11 protein-coding genes and 1 pseudogene are annotated in these 16,517 nt (G+C 65.0%); 8 read left to right on the top strand and 4 right to left on the bottom strand.

The genetic code is table 11. The features are described 5' to 3' along the window. Nucleotides 1–27: 27 nt before the first annotated feature. Together P9239_RS14960 and cobA are read left to right on the top strand one after the other, a co-directional pair. Nucleotides 28–1,341 carry a sulfate adenylyltransferase subunit 1 gene (locus P9239_RS14960; protein ID WP_404980006.1) on the top strand — a complete coding sequence of 438 codons (1,314 nt, stop codon included), beginning with the start codon at nt 28–30 and terminating at the stop codon, nt 1,339–1,341. Between the two features lie 24 nt (nt 1,342–1,365). Then, complete coding sequence (cobA, locus tag P9239_RS14955) at nt 1,366–2,124, top strand: uroporphyrinogen-III C-methyltransferase (protein WP_206468189.1); 759 nt, start codon at nt 1,366–1,368, stop codon at nt 2,122–2,124. Nucleotides 2,125–2,187: 63 nt separating this feature from the next. On the opposite strand, the gene P9239_RS14950 is transcribed toward cobA, so the two are convergent. Genes P9239_RS14950 through lptF form a run of 3 tightly spaced genes read right to left on the bottom strand, consistent with a single transcriptional unit; the run spans nt 2,188 to nt 4,835 of the window. After that, nucleotides 2,188–2,559: a CbiX/SirB N-terminal domain-containing protein gene (locus tag P9239_RS14950; RefSeq protein ID WP_309752137.1), complete on the bottom strand. Its 372-nt coding sequence runs from the start codon at nt 2,557–2,559 to the stop codon at nt 2,188–2,190. A gap of 25 nt (nt 2,560–2,584) precedes the next feature. Further along, nucleotides 2,585–3,733: an LPS export ABC transporter permease LptG gene (lptG, locus tag P9239_RS14945; RefSeq protein ID WP_309752135.1), complete on the bottom strand. Its 1,149-nt coding sequence runs from the start codon at nt 3,731–3,733 to the stop codon at nt 2,585–2,587. A gap of 4 nt (nt 3,734–3,737) precedes the next feature. Next, entirely contained in the window at nt 3,738–4,835 is a 1,098-nt protein-coding gene (lptF, locus tag P9239_RS14940; protein WP_309752132.1) for an LPS export ABC transporter permease LptF, read from the bottom strand. 160 nt (nt 4,836–4,995) lie between these two features. On the opposite strand from lptF, the pseudogene P9239_RS14935 reads away from it, so the two are divergent. The 4 genes and pseudogenes from P9239_RS14935 to P9239_RS14920 form a co-directional block, all read left to right on the top strand. Next, nucleotides 4,996–6,540, top strand: a pseudogene (locus P9239_RS14935) (leucyl aminopeptidase); the annotation flags it as partial. Between the two features lie 10 nt (nt 6,541–6,550). Then, a complete protein-coding gene (locus P9239_RS14930; RefSeq protein ID WP_309752130.1) occupies nt 6,551–6,967 on the top strand; it encodes a DNA polymerase III subunit chi in 417 nt (138 codons plus the stop codon). Between the two features lie 94 nt (nt 6,968–7,061). After that, a complete protein-coding gene (locus tag P9239_RS14925) occupies nt 7,062–7,412 on the top strand; it encodes a DUF2486 family protein (RefSeq protein WP_309752127.1) in 351 nt (116 codons plus the stop codon). Nucleotides 7,413–7,817: 405 nt separating this feature from the next. Beyond that, nucleotides 7,818–12,761, top strand: a complete 4,944-nt coding sequence (locus tag P9239_RS14920; RefSeq protein ID WP_309752125.1) for an autotransporter outer membrane beta-barrel domain-containing protein — start codon at nt 7,818–7,820, stop codon at nt 12,759–12,761. A 79-nt stretch (nt 12,762–12,840) separates the two neighbouring features. Here the strand turns inward: P9239_RS14920 and ilvD are convergent, their stop codons facing one another. Then, a complete protein-coding gene (gene ilvD, locus P9239_RS14915; protein ID WP_309752123.1) occupies nt 12,841–14,514 on the bottom strand; it encodes a dihydroxy-acid dehydratase in 1,674 nt (557 codons plus the stop codon). 106 nt (nt 14,515–14,620) lie between these two features. Between ilvD and P9239_RS14910 the strand changes: the two genes are divergently transcribed. Both P9239_RS14910 and lgt read left to right on the top strand, forming a co-directional pair. Then, a complete protein-coding gene (locus P9239_RS14910; RefSeq protein WP_309752121.1) occupies nt 14,621–15,577 on the top strand; it encodes a LysR family transcriptional regulator in 957 nt (318 codons plus the stop codon). Nucleotides 15,578–15,613: 36 nt separating this feature from the next. Next, nucleotides 15,614–16,510, top strand: coding sequence for a prolipoprotein diacylglyceryl transferase (gene lgt / locus P9239_RS14905; protein ID WP_309752119.1), 897 nt, complete (start codon nt 15,614–15,616; stop codon nt 16,508–16,510). Nucleotides 16,511–16,517 lie beyond the last annotated feature (7 nt).

Below are 16,517 nucleotides of genomic sequence, written 5' to 3'. Positions count from 1 at the left end.
CATCACGCTCCAAGGAACCAACGAATCATGAGCATCTATCAAGCGGAAGACCTGGGCGTGTTGCGCTTCATCACGGCGGGCAGCGTCGACGACGGCAAGAGCACGCTGATCGGCCGCCTGCTGTACGACAGCAAGGCGGTTCTGTCCGACCAGTTGTCGGCCATCTCGCGCGCGAAAAACAAGCGCACCGTCGGCGATGAAATCGACCTGTCGCTGCTCACGGACGGTCTCGAAGCCGAACGCGAGCAGGGCATCACCATCGACGTCGCGTATCGCTATTTCGCGACCGCCAAGCGCAAGTTCATCATCGCGGACACGCCGGGCCACGAGCAATACACGCGCAACATGGTGACGGGCGCGTCGACGGCGCACGCCGCCATCATTCTCGTCGACGCGACGCGCGTCACGTTCGAGAACGGCGAAGCGCAACTGCTGCCGCAGACCAAGCGCCACAGCGCCATCGTGAAGCTGCTCGGTCTGCAGCACGTGATCGTCGCGATCAACAAGATGGATCTGGTCGAGTACAGCGAGACGCGCTTCAACGAGATTCGCGATGCGTATGTCGCGCTCGCGCGTCAACTCGGTCTCGAGCATGTGCGCTTCGTGCCGGTGTCGGCGCTGAAGGGCGACAACATCGTGAGCGCGAGCGAGCGCATGCCGTGGTACGCGGGCGAGCCGCTGCTCGATCTGCTCGAATCGCTGCCGGTTGCACAGCCGAACGAGCAGGCGCTGCGTTTTCCGGTGCAGTGGGTCGCGCGTCAGGACGGCTCGCAGGCCGACGACTTCCGCGGCTACATGGGCCGCGTCGAAGCAGGCGAAGTGCGCGTGGGCGATGCGATCAACGTGCTGCCGGCGAATCGCCAGGCGACGGTCGCGGAGATCATTGCACCGGTGCCGGGCGGCGTTGCGTCGGTGAATCGCGCGTTCGCGGGCCAGACGGTGACCATCCGCCTGACCGAAGACGTGGACGTGTCGCGCGGCGATACGTTCGTCCCGGCGACGGCTACGGTTGCGCCCGCGAAGAAGCTGGAAGCCGACCTCTGCTGGTTCGACGAAGAGCCGCTTTCGCCGCAGCGCAAGTATTTGCTGAAGCAGACGACCAACACCGTATTCGCGCGCATCGGCGCCGTGAAAGAGGTGCTGGACGTACACACGCTGTCGCATTCGGTGGACCGCACGACGCTTGCGATGAACGACATCGGCCGCGTGGCGCTCACGCTGCAAAAGCCGATCGTGGCGGACGAATACGATACGCATCAGGGCACCGGCGCGTTCGTGCTGATCGACGAGGCGACGCATCACACGGTCGCGGCCGGTATGATTCGCGAAATCGCGGCTTAAGGCTTGATGACGGACGAAATGCAAATGGGTAAGGTCTATCTGATCGGAGCAGGACCGGGCGCGGCGGATCTCATCACCGTGCGCGGCATGCGTTTGCTCGAACAGGCGGATGTGGTGCTGCACGACGCGCTGATCGAGCCGGCGATGCTCGACTACGCGCCGAATGCGAAGCGGATCGCGGTCGGCAAGCGTTGCGGTCAGCGTTCGACGGCCCAGCATTTCATCAACAAGCAGATTGTCGATGCGGCGCGCGAGCATGGCGTCGTCGTGCGCCTGAAGGGCGGCGATCCGATGCTCTTCGGCCGCGCTGACGAGGAGATGCGCGCGCTGGAAGCGGCGGGCATCGAGTACGAAGTGGTGCCGGGCATCACGGCGGCGCTCGCGAGTGCCGCGACGCTGCGTCGCTCGCTCACGTTGCGCGGCGTATCGCGCAGTGTCGCGCTCGCGACGCATAGCCGCGCCGCCGACAGCGAGGACATCCGCGAGCAGGCGAAGGCCGATTCGCTCGTGTTCTACATGGGCCGCGACAGTGCGGCGGATATCGCGCAGCAATTGATCGACGCCGGGCGGCCCGGTTCGACGCCGGTAGCGATTGTCGAGGCGTGCAGCACGCCGCGCGAACGCACGCTCACGCTGACGCTCGCGCGCATGGCGCTCGGCGAGGCGCAGGCGTGGCTGGATCCGTCGCAGCCGAGTCTTCTGATGATCGGCGAGGCGTTCAAGGAGAGGGCGTCAGCGGGGAAGCCGAAGGTGCATCTGAAAGGGATGCAGGCGGCGGCTTGATTCTCAGGCTTGCGAAAGATAAAAAGCGCATCGGAGACGATGCGCTTTTTGTTTGCGTGCGCGCTAAGCGTCCGTTTGCCGCACGCAGTACGCCGCCACTGCATCGAGCACCGCATCGTCTTCGCCAACCGCTGTCGCGCAGTGAATGGCGACATCCGGATGCGTCTCACGGCACTTCGCGACCACTTCGGGCAAATCGCGCCGCACATGCCCGCCTTGCCCGAAGAACACTGGGACGACGGTAATCGACGTGCAGCCATCAGCGGCTTGCGCGGCAACCGCCGTCGGCAAATCGGGTGTCATCAATTCGAGGAACGCGAGCGACACCGGATCGCCGCGCAATGCGCGCAGCTTCGCGGCGAGGCGCTCGAACGGCTCGGCCCAGCGCGGGTCGCGTGCGCCGTGTCCGAAGAGGATGATGCCGTGCGTGCTCATCGCGTTCTCCTGTCCGATGCGGCCGTCAGTGCCGCTCGACCCACTTGAGACCCAGCAAGCCGATTGCCAGGTAAGCCAGCGCGGGCGCTGCCGCCGTGATCGGCGCGGGCCATGTGTTCAACGTGCCGATATGCGAGAACAGCGTATTGAACAACTGGAAGCTCATGCCGATCATGATGCCGCCGAACACCTTTACGCCCACCACGCCCGCCCGCGTATGCAGATACGCGAACGGCAGCGACAGCACCAGCATCACGAACACCGCGAACGGATACAGAATCTTGCGCCAGAACGCGATCTGATACCGCTGCGTGTCCTGATGATTCTCCGTCAAGTGCTGGATATAGCGGAAAAGGTTGAACATGGACATGCGATCCGGCGACACCAGCAGCACCGAAAGAATCTGCGGCGTCAGTTCCGAGCGCAGCGAGAATTGCGGCAGCGTCGTTTCATTGGCGCGATACACGGGATTCAAAGCATCGCCGCGGTTTGCGGTCTGCGGCTGCGCATCGACCAACTGCGTCTCCGTCACGCCCGTCAGCTTCCAGTGGCCGGGCGGCTGATACACGCCGCTTTGCGCAATGCGCACGCTCGAGAGCCGGAACTTCGAATCGAATTCGTAGATGCGCACGTTCGCGATCGTCGTATCCGGGTTCAGCGTGCCGACATTGACGAAGCGCGTCACCTGTTCGCCGTTTTCCTTCGCGGAAAGTGTGTCCTTCACCCACACGCCCGACTCGAAATTCGACGACACCGACGAGCCCAGCGCCTCCAGCCGCACGCGCTCGGACAACTGATCGGCGTAAGGCCCGACCACTTCGCCGATGATGTACGTCACCAGCACGAGCGGCACGCCGATCTTCAAGAGCGAACGCAGCGCCGCGCCGGTCGAGAGCCCGGACACGCGGAAGATGGTGAACTCGGAGGCCGCCGCCATTTGCGCGAACACGTAGATGGCGGAAATCAGTGCGGCGACCGGAATGATTTCGTAGAAGCGCGAGGGCGTCTGCAAGGCCACGCGCAGCACCGCGAGCGTGAACTTGTAGTTGCCGTGCCCGACCGTGTTCAGCTCGTTGATCAGATCGAAGAAGAAAAACAGGCCGGAAAACGCGAACAGAATAAAGATGAAGGCGAGATAGATCTGGCGCGCGAAGTAACGTTCATAGATGCGCATGGGCTCAGGCTCCCTTCGAGCGCGTGAAGCTCGCTCGCGTGAAGAGCGGCCGGTTGCGCACGCGCAGCCAGAAGATGAACGCAACGAGCGCGAGCACCAGCACATGCAGCCCGACGATGCCGACGCCGAACGAGAGCTTGCCCTGTTCGATCCACGATTGCACCACGTTCAGCAGGTTCGAATACGTGAGATAAATCAGCACGGCCATCACGAGATTGATGGTCCGGCTGCGGCGCGGATTCTGATAAGACAGCGGAATGGCAAGCAGCATCAGGTTGATGGCGATCAGCGGCAAGCCGAGACGCCAGGCAAATTCGGCCAGATTTTCTTTTGTCGGATTCGCGAGCAGATCAGGCGTGGAAATGCCGGTCGTGGTCGGCGTGTTCACCACCTGACGACTCATGATTTTCACGCCGTAGCGCGCGAACTCCATGATGCGGAAGTTCGGCTGGCCGGGCGTGCCGTCATAGCGCCGCCCGTTTTCCAGCACGATGAAGCGGTCGCCGTCGGCGTGCGTCTCGGTGTGGCCGTTCTTCGAGACGATCACGTTGACCTTGCCGCCTTCGGTGCTCGTGACGAACACGTTCTCTACGTGCCCCTGATCCGGCGACATCTTCTCGATGAAGAACACCCGATGGCTCGACGGCGATTCGCGGAACTGGCCCGGCGCGAGCAGCGACACTTCATCGCGCTGCTGGAAACGCGCCTTGATGAGCTTGCTCTGCTGATTCGACCACGGCCAGCCGACGAAGGCGAAGAAGATGATGAGAATGATGATCGGCGTGGAAAAGACGGCAATGGGCTTGATGAGCTGCGTCTGGCTCACGCCCGAGGCGAGCCATACCACCATCTCCGAATCGCGATACCAGCGCGTGAGCACGAAGAGAATGGAGACGAAGAGCGTCACGATCAGCATGACGGCGAGATAGCCGATGACGGTGAGGCCGATCAGCACGACGACATCGCGCGGGTCGATCTGACCTTGCGCCGCGAAGCCGACGATGCGGATCATCATCGTCGTGAGCATGATCGTGAGCAGCACCATGAACACGGCGCCGGCCGTATACGCGAGTTCGCGCTGCAGGGAGCGTTCGAAGATCATTGATTTCTGCTTGAGGCCGGCGGCGATGCGGCTACGCGTTGACTGACCCGGGGAATGCAGCTTCGTTCCCTGGCGCCGCGAGCCTGTGACCGCCGCGGTAAAAATAGCGGATAATTGCGGCTTTCATCCTTCAGCCTGGATTTTACCGAGGATAAGCGCGATGGACTTTAGCATAAAAGCCTGTGATTGGAGCAAAGGCGAGGCAAATGGTTTCCTGACGGGGAAGGCCGATGTCGTCGTGCTCGGCGTGTTCGAAGCACAGACGCTCACGGGCGCGGCGCGCGCCATGGATCTCGCGACCAAGGGCTTGATTTCGCGCATGGTCAAGGCCGGCGACATGAGCGGCCGCCCGGGTACCACGCTGATGGTGCCGGAAGTCACGGGCATCGGCGCGGCGCGCGTGCTGCTCGTCGGTCTCGGCAAGCAGGACGCCTTTAATCAGAAAGCCTATGGCGAAGCCGTGCGCGCGGCGTGGCGCGTGATTCTCGGCACGAAGATCGCGCAGGTCACGTTCACGCTCGCGCAACTGCCCATTCAGGAGCGCAGCGGCGACTGGGCCGTGCGCGCCGCCATCCTCGCGTTGCGTGAGCTCACCTACAAGTTCACGCAGATGAAGAGCAAGCCCGAAAACGGCGCGCGTTCGCTGAAGAAGATCGTCTTCAGCATCGACCCGGCGGACGAGAAGGCTGGCCGCACCGCGATCAAGCAAAGCGTTGCGATCGCAAACGGCATGGACCTCACGCGCGACCTCGGCAACCTGCCGCCGAATGTCTGCACGCCGACCTACCTCGGCCAGACCGCGAAGAAGCTCGGGCGCGACTGGAAACTGAAAGTGGACGTGCTCGGCCTGAAGCAGATCGAGGCGCTCAACATGGGGTCGTTCCTCTCCGTGGCGAAAGGTTCGGTGCAGCCGCCGCAGTTCATCGTCATGCAGTATCAGGGGGCGGGCGCGGGCGCGGGCGTCGTCGAGTCGGGCAAGGGCAGGAACAAGAACGCGCCGGTCGTGCTCGTGGGCAAGGGCATCACGTTCGATTCGGGCGGCATCTCGATCAAGCCCGGCGAGGCCATGGACGAGATGAAGTACGACATGTGCGGCGCTGGCTCGGTGTTCGGCACCATGCGCGCCATCGCGGAAATGGGGCTGAAGCTGAACGTGGTCGGTATCGTGCCGACGTGCGAGAACATGCCCGCGGGCAACGCGCTCAAGCCGGGCGACATCGTGACCGCCATGAACGGCACGACCATCGAAGTGTTGAACACGGACGCCGAAGGCCGCCTGATCCTGTGTGATGCGCTCACGTTCGCCGAACGCTTCAAGCCGGCCGCGGTCATCGACATCGCCACGCTGACGGGCGCGTGCATCATCGCGCTCGGCCATCACAATACGGGTCTCTTCTCGAAGGACGACGCGCTCGCGGGCGAGTTGCTCGACGCATCCCGCGAGGCGGTCGATCCGGCGTGGCGTCTGCCGCTCGACGAGGAGTATCAGGATCAGCTCAAGTCGAATTTCGCGGATGTCGCGAACATCGGCGGGCGTCCGGCGGGCAGCGTGACGGCGGCGTGCTTCCTGTCGCGTTTCGCGCAGAACTATCCGTGGGCGCATCTGGATATCGCCGGAACCGCGTGGAAGAGCGGGGCGGCGAAGGGCGCGACGGGGCGTCCGGTGCCGCTGCTCTCGCAGTTCCTGATCGACCGCGCGGGGCAATCAGCGCGATATGACGCGCATCGACTTTCACACGAACGTCGGAGATACGCTCGCCTACGCCTGCCGCCTCGCGCGCAAGGCGTATGCGAGCGGGCGCTCGCTCGTCGTGCTCGCTGAAGCCGAGCGCCTCGCCGCGTTCGACGAGCAATTGTGGACTTTCGCGCCGCTCGAATTCGTGCCGCACTGCATGGCGAAGAGCGCGCTTGCGCAGGAAACGCCGGTCGTGCTCGCCTCCGATCTCGACGACGTACCGCATCATCAGGTGCTCGTGAATCTGGGCGCGCCGGTGCCGGCGCAGTTCGCGCGCTTCGAGCGGCTCATCGAGATCGTCGGCAACGAAGAGACGGAACTCGCCGCCGGACGGGAGCGTTTCCGCTTCTATCGCGACCGTGGTTACGCCATCGAAACGCACAAGCAAGGCGGTTGAGCGAACAGTGCGCGCGCGCAACGGGTGCTAGCCTCGAACGATCCGCCGCGCATCCGTCCGGATGCCGGACCGGACAGACCAAGGAGACCTCTCGATGACCCAGAACCCCGATTCCTTCGACAACTCGATTCCCGTTCTCACGGATGTCGTCGTGCCCGGCCGGCCGGAATATGCCCGCGCACCGACTGCCGCCGAAGCCGATCCCGCCGCGCTCGAATACGACGCATCGCAGGCGGCCGAGCGTGTGCGCGAGCGCGTCACGGAGTTGTTGAGCAACGAAGCGCGCGCGTTGATCGAAGCGCGCGTGGAAGAAGTGCTGCGTCAGCATTCGCCGCAGCTCGTGCAGGACCTCACGCGCGAAGTGGCGACCGCGCTCGAAAGCCGCCTGAAGGTGTGGGTCGGCGAAGCGGTCGAAGAAGAGTTGCGTCGTCAGCGCGAAGCCTGAATCGCGCGCAAGCATTTCGCTTGATTCGTCACTGGCGGCGCGTTGTCCGTCAGCGACGACATTCCATCGAAGCCGTCCATCCGGTCCTAGCGGCCACCCGTTTTTTTCACCTTCCGCACGAATGCATCGCGACGCTGCGCGCGGCGTTGCAATGATGCGCGCCGACTGATCGCGTGACGCGTTTACCTATACTGCCATTGCTCATTGGAAGTCCTCGAGCACTGGAGCGATGCGCTCGCCACGGGACGGAAATGGCGGCGCGCATCATGCCACAACGGTGAAACAGTACAAGGCGATGGAATGTGCACACGTCGAAATAATAAGGACATCTATATACATTCCGTGAGTGCGATGCGGCCCCTTGCAGCGGCGGTGCTGCTTGCGTTTCCGTTTTCGATTCGGGCAATGACCGTGGTTCCATCGAGCGATACGACGCAGACACTCGCGACGGACACGCTCTATCAGGTCGAACCCGGAACGATCATCACGTCGTCGGCTCGGGATGCCATCGTCATCAACGGCATCGCGCCCGTGACGATGACCAACGCCGGGACGATCACCAGCTCCTCCGATAGTGCAGCCTCCGCGGTGCGTTTCAACGCGATCGGCTCCTTGGTCAACCTCGCAGCGGGCAAGCTGCTCGGCAACACCTACGGCATCCTGATGCAGTCCGGAGCGGACGGCAACGTCCAGAATCAAGGAGACGTCAGCGCCCGTGCGGGCTACGCGATCGCCTATTACAACGGTTCGGGCGGTATCGTCGACAATTTTGGCACGCTGAACGGCGCGCCGTCCGTTGGTCCCGGAAGCAACGGTGTCTTTATCCAGACTTCGGGGAACGTCGTGGTGAACAACCATTCGGGCGGCGTCATCCGAAGCGGGACGTCCGACGCCGTCGCAGGTGCTGGTGTGTGGGCCGTGAGCGGCGGGCTAACGGTCAACAACGACGGTATGATCGACGGCTATCACGAGGGCGTGAACGCTTCCGCACAATCCGCGAGTATCGTGAACAGCAGCACCGGCACCATACGCGGCAACATCGCGCCGGGCGTGACGCTCGGACCGGTAGGCGTGCTCGACAACAACGGCGTGATTTCGAGCGCGACACAAGCGGCGGTGTTCATGACAGGCGGGAACGGCGCGGTGACGCTCGGAACGGGCTCGTCGCTGAACGGCGCCGGCGGCATCGACATCCTGAGCGCGGCGCCGGGCAATACGATCACGCTGACCGGTTCCGGCACCGAGACCGGCAGTTTCAGCGCGGCTTCCGCCTCCGTGGGATACGCCGCGCTGACGGCGAGCGCGGCGAGCAACTGGACGCTCGGCGGGTCCGTCTTGATGGCGAGCCAGCCGAGCGCCGCAGTGCGCATCGATGGCGCGCTGACGCTCGCCGACACGTTGACGAACGATGCGGGCAGCACGACCGTTTCGCCCGGCGGCGTGCTGATGCTCGGAACGGGCGGCGCGGGCGGCAGTGTGACGGGCAACGTCCGCAACGACGGAACACTGAGCTTCAACCGCAGCGACGCTTATGCCTATAACGGCACGCTGTCCGGCGACGGTACGCTCTTGCAGATCGGCAGCGGAAGGACGGTCCTGACCGGTGCCGGTTCGTCGCAGGGTACCGTCTGGGTCAATGCCGGCGCGCTCGAACTCGCTCAGGCGGGCGCATTCAACGCGGCGAGCTACGTGACGCAAACGGGCGCGGCAACGATCATCGGCGGCAATTCGACGCTCGACGTCGCGACGGGCTTGACTCAGCAACCGGGCTCGGCGCTCATCGTCGGACTACAGACGATGCAGCCGGTCATCACGGCTTCGAGCGGCGCGCTGAACGGCGCACTGCTGATCGACGGATTCGGCCCGTCCGCACCTAACACAGCCTCCGCGTTGCTCGACACGAGCTTCAACATCATCCACGTGACGGGCGCGACGGGGATGACCGGCGACTTCGACCGCGTGTTCTTCAACGGCCCGAGCCCGGTCGATTACCTGATTCCGCGAGGCGCGAAAACCGTCGACGGCCGCGACTACGACGTGCGCCTCGCGCTCACGTGGCGCGCGGGCGCGGCGCAGGGAAACGGCACCTTCACACTGGCCGACGCCGCGAGCACCTTCAACGTCGATATCCCGCTCGCCGATCAATCCGGCCCGTTCGCAAGCGGCTGGGACGGCCGCTCGCTGACGAAAAACGGCGCGGGCCGACTGATCCTGTCGGCGGCGAACGGCTATACCGGCGGCACGCTCATCAACGAAGGCACGCTGCAAACGGGCGCCGCAAACGCACTGATGAACAGTTCGAACGTCAGCGTCGGAAGGAGCGCGACGTTCGAGCTTGGCAATCTGCCGCAACAAGTGAACAACCTGAGCGGCGGCGGGCGTGTGCTGCTCGGCGGTGCGGACCTCACCGTGCAAAGCCTCGCCGACAGCGAATACGACGGCGTTGTCAGCGGCAGCGGGCACGTCGTCAAGACCGGTGCGGGCACATTCACGCTCGGCGGCTCGAACGTCTACCTCGGCGGCACGAACGTGCTTGCCGGCACGCTGGTCGCCAAAAACGCCGCGTCGCTCGGAAGCGGCCCTGTCGTCAACGACTCGACGCTGCGCCTGGACTTCGCGCGCTTCGGCATCGTGACCAACGCGTTCCTTGGGCCGGGCGCGCTCGTCAAGACCGGGCGCGCCACGGCGGTTCTTGTCGCACCGGGATCGTCGCAGGGCAGCGTATCGGTCGATGCAGGCACGCTGAGCTTCTTGCGCACCGGACGCTTCACGACCACAGGCGATTTCGCCACCGCGCCCGGCGCGTCGACGCTGATCTCGGCGCGATCGCAACTGGCGGTCGGGGGCCATTTCGCGATGAACGGCACGCTCGATACCTTCGCGTCCGATGCGCCGCCCGTCGGGGCGAGCACGGCGTCCATCGGGCCGAATGCGGTGTTCAATCTGGCGGGCTATTCCGCGCCCGCAACGACCGCCGCCACCGATCTCGCCAGCGGCGTCTTCACGGTCGTCCGCACAGCGACGCCGGGCGGACTCACGGGTGCATTCAGCGCCATGCGCATCGGCGGGTCGCCGGTCACGCCGGACTATCTGACGATGACGGGCGTCTACACGCCGCAGACGTTCTCCGTCGCCGTTGCGCCGACCTGGTACGCCGGACTGAGCGGGACGCCGGCACGCGCCAATGGCGTGTTCACCTTGCCCGACGCGCAAGATTCGTTCGACATGGATATCGTCCTCGCGGATCAGGCGGCCAACGCGGCAACCGGCTGGGACGGCAAGACGCTCACGAAGGCGGGCGCGGGCACCTTGCAGTTGTCGAAGGCGAACCGCTACACCGGCGCCACGTCGATTACCGGCGGCACGCTCGCGGCGGGCGCGGCCGATGTCATCGCGAACAGCGCGCAACTCAACGTAGGCGCGGGCGCGACGTTCGACCTCGGCGGCTACACCCAGCACGTCAACAATCTCACCGGCTCCGGCAGCATCGCGCTGGGCGGCGGGGACCTGAGCGCGAACAGCACGGTGGACACGACCTTCGGCGGCGTCATCGGCGGACCGGGCAATGTGACGAAAACCGGCGCGGGCGCGCTGACGCTTGCGGGCGATAACACCTTCGCGGGCAACACGATCATCGCGGGCGGCACGCTGCGGCTAGGCGCGGGCGGCACGAGCGGCAGCGTGGCGGGCGATATCGTGAATAACGGCGCGCTCGTGTTCGACCGTTCCGACAACGTGACGTACGGCGGCGCGATCAGCGGATCGGGCGATGTCGTGCAGCAAGGCAAAGGCGCCGTCACGCTCACGCAGACGCACACCTACACGGGCAACACGGCCGTCGATGCCGGCGCGCTCATCCTCGGCGCGGGCGCACGACTGGCGAACACGCGGCAGGTGAGCATCGCGCCGGGCGCGACGTTCGGCGGCTACGGTTCGGTCGGCGGCGACGTGGTCAACAACGGGCTCTTCGCCATCGCGGATGCCGCTCCGGGCTTCGCCAACGCCGCGCCCGGGCAATTCGCCGTCGGCGGGACGCTCACGAACAACGGCGAAATCCGCATGGCGAGCGTGATGCCCGCGAGCGCGCTGGCGGTCAACGGCAACTACGCGGGCAACAACGGTTTGCTCGCGTTATCCACGGTGCTCGCGGGCGACGGTTCGGCGACCGACCGGCTGATCGTCCACGGCGATACGTCCGGGCAGACGCGCGTCCGGGTGACGAACGCGGGCGGCGCGGGCGCGCCGACCAGCAAAGGCATCGAGATCGTCCAGGTCGATGGCCAGTCGAGCGGCGTCTTCAGTCTCGACAAACGCGTCGTCGCCGGGCCGTACGAATACGTGTTGCAGCAGGGCGGCGGTGACTGGTACTTGCGCGCGCTGTCGGACGGTCCCGCGCCCGCGCCGCGCCCCGAGCCGGGCGCGTACCTCGGCAATCAGCAGGCGGCCGTTGGCATGTTCACGATGACGATGCACGACCGCACCGGCTTTGCCGATCCGTTCGCCACGCAGACGGACGGCGGCGCGCATACGGCGTGGGCCCGCACGCGCGGCGCGCATGTGGACAGCGAGGCAGCGGGCGGGAGAATCGGCGAATCGACGGATACGGCCATCGTTCACGCGGGCATCGACGTGCTGAACCGCGTGCGCGACGGGCATCGCTGGCAACTCGGCGTGATGGCGGGCTACGGTTCATCGACTACGAACACGAGCGCGCGCAACATCGACGCGCACGCGCGCGGCACGACCAACGGTCTGAGCGGCGGCCTGTACGCGACCTGGCGCGGCAACGCGTATTCGGCGTCTGGCCCGTACGTCGATACGTGGCTTCAATACGGCCACTTCGACAACACCGTCAAGGGCAATTCGCTTGCGGGCGAGGACTACACGAGCCGGGTGTGGTCCGGGTCGGTGGAAGGCGGCTGGGCGTTTCCGGTCAGGCCGACGTCGAAGGGAGTCGTGCTCTTCGAACCGCAGTTGCAACTCGTCTACACGAACTTTCACGCCGACGATCACACCGAGAACACGGGCACGGTGATCAGCGGGCAAAACGGCGGCAACTGGACGACGCGGCTCGGCGTGCGGCTCTTTCACGCGCCGATATCGGCGAATTTACCGGGCTGGCTTCCGTTCGTCGAAGTGAACTGGCTGCACGACACGCACGTCGCGAGCGTCGCGCTGAACGGTTTTGGCGTATCGCAAGATGGCCCGAAGAACCGCTTCGAGGCGAAGATCGGCGCGCAAGGGCTGATCGGCCGGCAATGGCGCGTGTGGGGGAATCTCGGGTATCAGCAGGGCGCGGGCGGTTATCACGCCTACGAAGGGCTGCTCGGCGCGAAGTACGTCTGGTAAGCACGAAGGGCGCGGAATCACTCGCGCCCTTCGCTTCTTGCGGTAATTGCGGTAATTGCGGTAATTGCGGTGAGGCGGATCAGCCGGTTACGGCGCCGCGGTTCGCCGGTCCTGCCAGCGCCGCGAACTTCGCCAGCACGCCACGCGTGTACTTCGGCGCGGGCTGCTTCCACGCGGCGCGGCGGCGCGCGATCTCGGCGTCATCCACATTCAGTTGCAGCAGCAGCTTGTGCGCGTCGATGGTGATGGAATCGCCTTCCTGCACGAGACCGATGGTGCCGCCCGCATACGCTTCCGGCGCGACGTGGCCGACCACCATGCCCCACGTGCCGCCCGAGAAGCGCCCGTCGGTGATGAGGCCGACCGATTCGCCGAGTCCCTTGCCGATGATCGCCGACGTCGGCGCGAGCATTTCCGGCATGCCGGGACCGCCCTGCGGGCCGAGATAGCGCAGCACGACCACATCGCCTGCCTTGATCTTGTCGGCGAGAATGGCTTCCATCGCGCTTTGCTCGTCGTCGAACACGCGCGCCGGGCCGGTGATGACCGGGTTCTTGAGGCCCGTGATCTTCGCCACTGCGCCATCTTCCGCGAGATTGCCGCGCAGGATCGCCAAGTGGCCTTCCTTGTACAGCGCCTGCTCGATCGGGAAGATGACCTTCTGATCCGCGCGCGGTTTGCTCGGCACGTCCTTCAGTTCTTCCGCGAGCGTGCGGCCGGTGATCGTGATGCAGTCACCGTGCATCAGACCCGCGTCGAGCAGGATCTTCATCACTTGCGGGATGCCGCCGGCCTTGTGCAGGTCCGTCGCGACATACTGGCCCGAAGGCTTCAGGTCGCAGATGACCGGCACTTTTTTGCGCATGCGCTCGAAGTCGTCGATGCTCCATTCCACTTCCGCCGCGTGCGCGATCGCGAGGTAGTGCAGCACGGCGTTGGTCGAGCCGCCCGTCGCCATGATCAGCGCGACCGCGTTCTCGATCGACTTCTTCGTGATGATGTCGCGCGGCTTCAGGTCCTTCTTCACGGCTTCGACGAGCACGCGCGCCGATTCGGCGGCGGAGTCCACTTTCTCGTCGTCGGGGTTCGCCATCGTCGACGAATACAAGAGCGACATGCCGAGCGCCTCGAACGACGAGCTCATCGTGTTGGCCGTGTACATGCCGCCGCAGGAGCCGGTGGACGGGCACGCGTTCTTCTCGACGCCCTTGAAGTCCTCTTCCGACATGCGGCCCGCCGTGAACTCGCCGACCGCCTCGAACGACGACACGATGGTCAGGTCCTTGCCCTTCCAGTTGCCCGGACGGATAGTGCCGCCGTACACGTAGATGCCCGGCACGTTCATGCGCGCCAGGCCGATCATGCCGCCCGGCATGTTCTTGTCGCAGCCGCCGATCACGACTACGCCGTCCATCCACTGGCCCTGCACGGCCGTCTCGATACAGTCCGCGATCACTTCGCGCGACACGAGCGAGTACTTCATGCCTTCGGTGCCCATCGACATGCCGTCTGAGATCGTCGGCGTGCCGAACACTTGCGGATTCGCCTTCGACTGCTTGATCGCCGCGATGGCGGCATCGGCGAGGCGCTGCAGGCCGGCGTTACACGGCGTGATGGTCGAGTGGCCGTTGGCGACGCCGATCATCGGATTGTCGAAGTCCTCTTCCTTGTAGCCGAGGGCGTAGTACATCGAACGATTGGGCGAACGCGCGACGCCCTGCGTCACGTTTTTCGAGCGGCGGTTGAAGGCCATGTTGGGGCTCCTTGAAGATTCTTTTGTCTAGTGGCGCAAGAATGCAGCGTCGGCTTGTGTCTGTCCAATATATTATTCAGGGTCTATTAGGTCGGAGAAAGTATCGATGGAGGAGCGAAATGCGCCGATCGAACTGCGTTTGCTGCGCTACTTCGTGACGGTCGCGGAAGAGATGCACTTCGGCCGCGCCGCTGCGCGTCTCGCGATGACGCAGCCGCCGCTTTCGCAGGCCATTCGCGCGCTCGAAGACGCGCTCGGCGTCGCGCTCTTCGCGCGCACGAAGCGCACCGTCGAACTGACGCCGGTCGGCAAGGATCTGCTGCCGGAAGTGCGGCGCATTCTCGCCGCCACCGATGCGCTGCGTCCGCTCGCGCAATCGCTCTCGCGCGGCGAGGCGGGCGTGTTGTCGCTCGCGTTCGTGTCCACCGCCGATTACGGCCTCTTGCCCGCGCTGCTGCGCGATTTCGGCGCGCGCTATCCGGGCGTGCGGCTGCAACTGACCGAAGCGACGAGCGACGTGCAGATCGAGGAACTCGTCGCCGGGCGCATCGACGCGGGGCTCGTCATTCCGCCGCTGCCGCCGCGCCACGCGATGTCGCTGTCGTATCTCGCCATTGCCCGCGAGCCGCTCGTCGTCGCGATGTCGGCGGATACCGCAGAGCAGTTGCAGCAGGGCACGGCGGAATGGGCCGACACGAGCGTCGATCTGCGCGATCTCGCGGCTGCCTCGCTCGTCGTGTTTCCGAGGCGTCTCGCGCCCGGTTTGTATGACATCATCATGGGCTGTTACGGCGCGGCGGGCCTGACGCCGCGCATCGGGCAGGAGGCGATCCAGATGCAGACCATCGTGAGCCTCGTGTCCGCCGGCATGGGCGTCGCGCTCGTGCCGCAGTCGCTGCGGCATCTGCGGCGCACGGGCGTGGTGTATCGTCCGCTGAGGCCGGTGGCGGATGCGCCGGTGGTCGAAACCGGCCTCGTGTGGCGCGCGGCCGAGGTGAGTCCCGTGCTCGCCGGGTTCATCGAGATCGTGCGTGCGCGGGCGGCGGCCGTCTCTGCTTTATGATTCGTGCCTGACTCTGCTTCGCTCTACAACTCAACGATGCTCATCCACCCCAATTTCGATCCCGTCGCGATTCATCTCGGACCGCTCGCCGTGCGCTGGTACGGCCTCATGTATCTGGTCGCGTTCATTTCCGCCATCGTCATCGGACGGTTGCGGCTGCGACTGCCGTATGTCGCCGCGCAAGGCTGGAGCGCGAAGGACATCGACGACATGCTGTTCTACGGCGTGCTCGGCACGATTCTCGGCGGGCGCATCGGCTACGTGCTGTTCTACAAGGCGAGCTATTACGCCGCGCACCCGCTCGATATCTTCAAGGTGTGGGAAGGCGGCATGTCGTTTCACGGCGGCTTTCTGGGCGTGACGTTCGCGATGGTGCTCTTCGCGTTTCAGCGCAAACGCACGTGGCTGCAAGTGACGGATTTCGTCGCGCCGATGGTGCCGCTCGGCCTCGCGGCGGGGCGACTCGGCAACTTCATCAACGGCGAACTGTGGGGCCGCGTGACCGACCCGGCCGCGCCCTGGGCGATGCTGTTCCAGAACTCGACGAACGACGACGCCGTCTGGCTCGCGAAGAATCCGCAACTGGACGCGAAGTGGCATCTCATGGAAATCTTCCAGCGTTATCACATGCTGCCGCGGCATCCGTCGCAGTTGTATGAGATCGCGCTGGAAGGCCTCGTGCTGTTCATCGTGATCTGGACGTTTTCGCGCAAGCCGCGTCCGGTCGGCGCCATTTCCGCGCTTTTTCTGATCGGCTATGGACTTGCGCGCTTCACGGTGGAATTCGCCCGCGAACCCGACGACTATCTCGGCCTGCTCGCGCTCGGGCTTTCCATGGGCCAGTGGCTTTCGCTGCCGATGATCATCGCGGGCGTCATCATGATGGTGTGGGCGTACAGGCGGCATCGTCGGGTAGCGACGAACGCGGCGTGACGTCGCA

The organism is Caballeronia sp. LZ062 (assembly GCF_031450785.1).
GTDB lineage: Bacteria > Pseudomonadota > Gammaproteobacteria > Burkholderiales > Burkholderiaceae > Caballeronia.
Note: the sequence above shows the minus strand (reverse complement) of the source record. Positions and strands in the feature narration are given on the sequence as shown.

Coding starts and splice junctions, on each gene's coding strand:
- P9239_RS14960 (WP_404980006.1), top strand. CDS start 28: ATGAGCATCTATCAAGCGGAAGACCTGGGCGTGTTGCGCTTCATCACG.
- cobA (WP_206468189.1), top strand. CDS start 1,366: ATGGGTAAGGTCTATCTGATCGGAGCAGGACCGGGCGCGGCGGATCTC.
- P9239_RS14950 (WP_309752137.1), bottom strand. CDS start 2,559: ATGAGCACGCACGGCATCATCCTCTTCGGACACGGCGCACGCGACCCG.
- lptG (WP_309752135.1), bottom strand. CDS start 3,733: ATGCGCATCTATGAACGTTACTTCGCGCGCCAGATCTATCTCGCCTTC.
- lptF (WP_309752132.1), bottom strand. CDS start 4,835: ATGATCTTCGAACGCTCCCTGCAGCGCGAACTCGCGTATACGGCCGGC.
- P9239_RS14930 (WP_309752130.1), top strand. CDS start 6,551: ATGACGCGCATCGACTTTCACACGAACGTCGGAGATACGCTCGCCTAC.
- P9239_RS14925 (WP_309752127.1), top strand. CDS start 7,062: ATGACCCAGAACCCCGATTCCTTCGACAACTCGATTCCCGTTCTCACG.
- P9239_RS14920 (WP_309752125.1), top strand. CDS start 7,818: ATGACCGTGGTTCCATCGAGCGATACGACGCAGACACTCGCGACGGAC.
- ilvD (WP_309752123.1), bottom strand. CDS start 14,514: ATGGCCTTCAACCGCCGCTCGAAAAACGTGACGCAGGGCGTCGCGCGT.
- P9239_RS14910 (WP_309752121.1), top strand. CDS start 14,621: ATGGAGGAGCGAAATGCGCCGATCGAACTGCGTTTGCTGCGCTACTTC.
- lgt (WP_309752119.1), top strand. CDS start 15,614: ATGCTCATCCACCCCAATTTCGATCCCGTCGCGATTCATCTCGGACCG.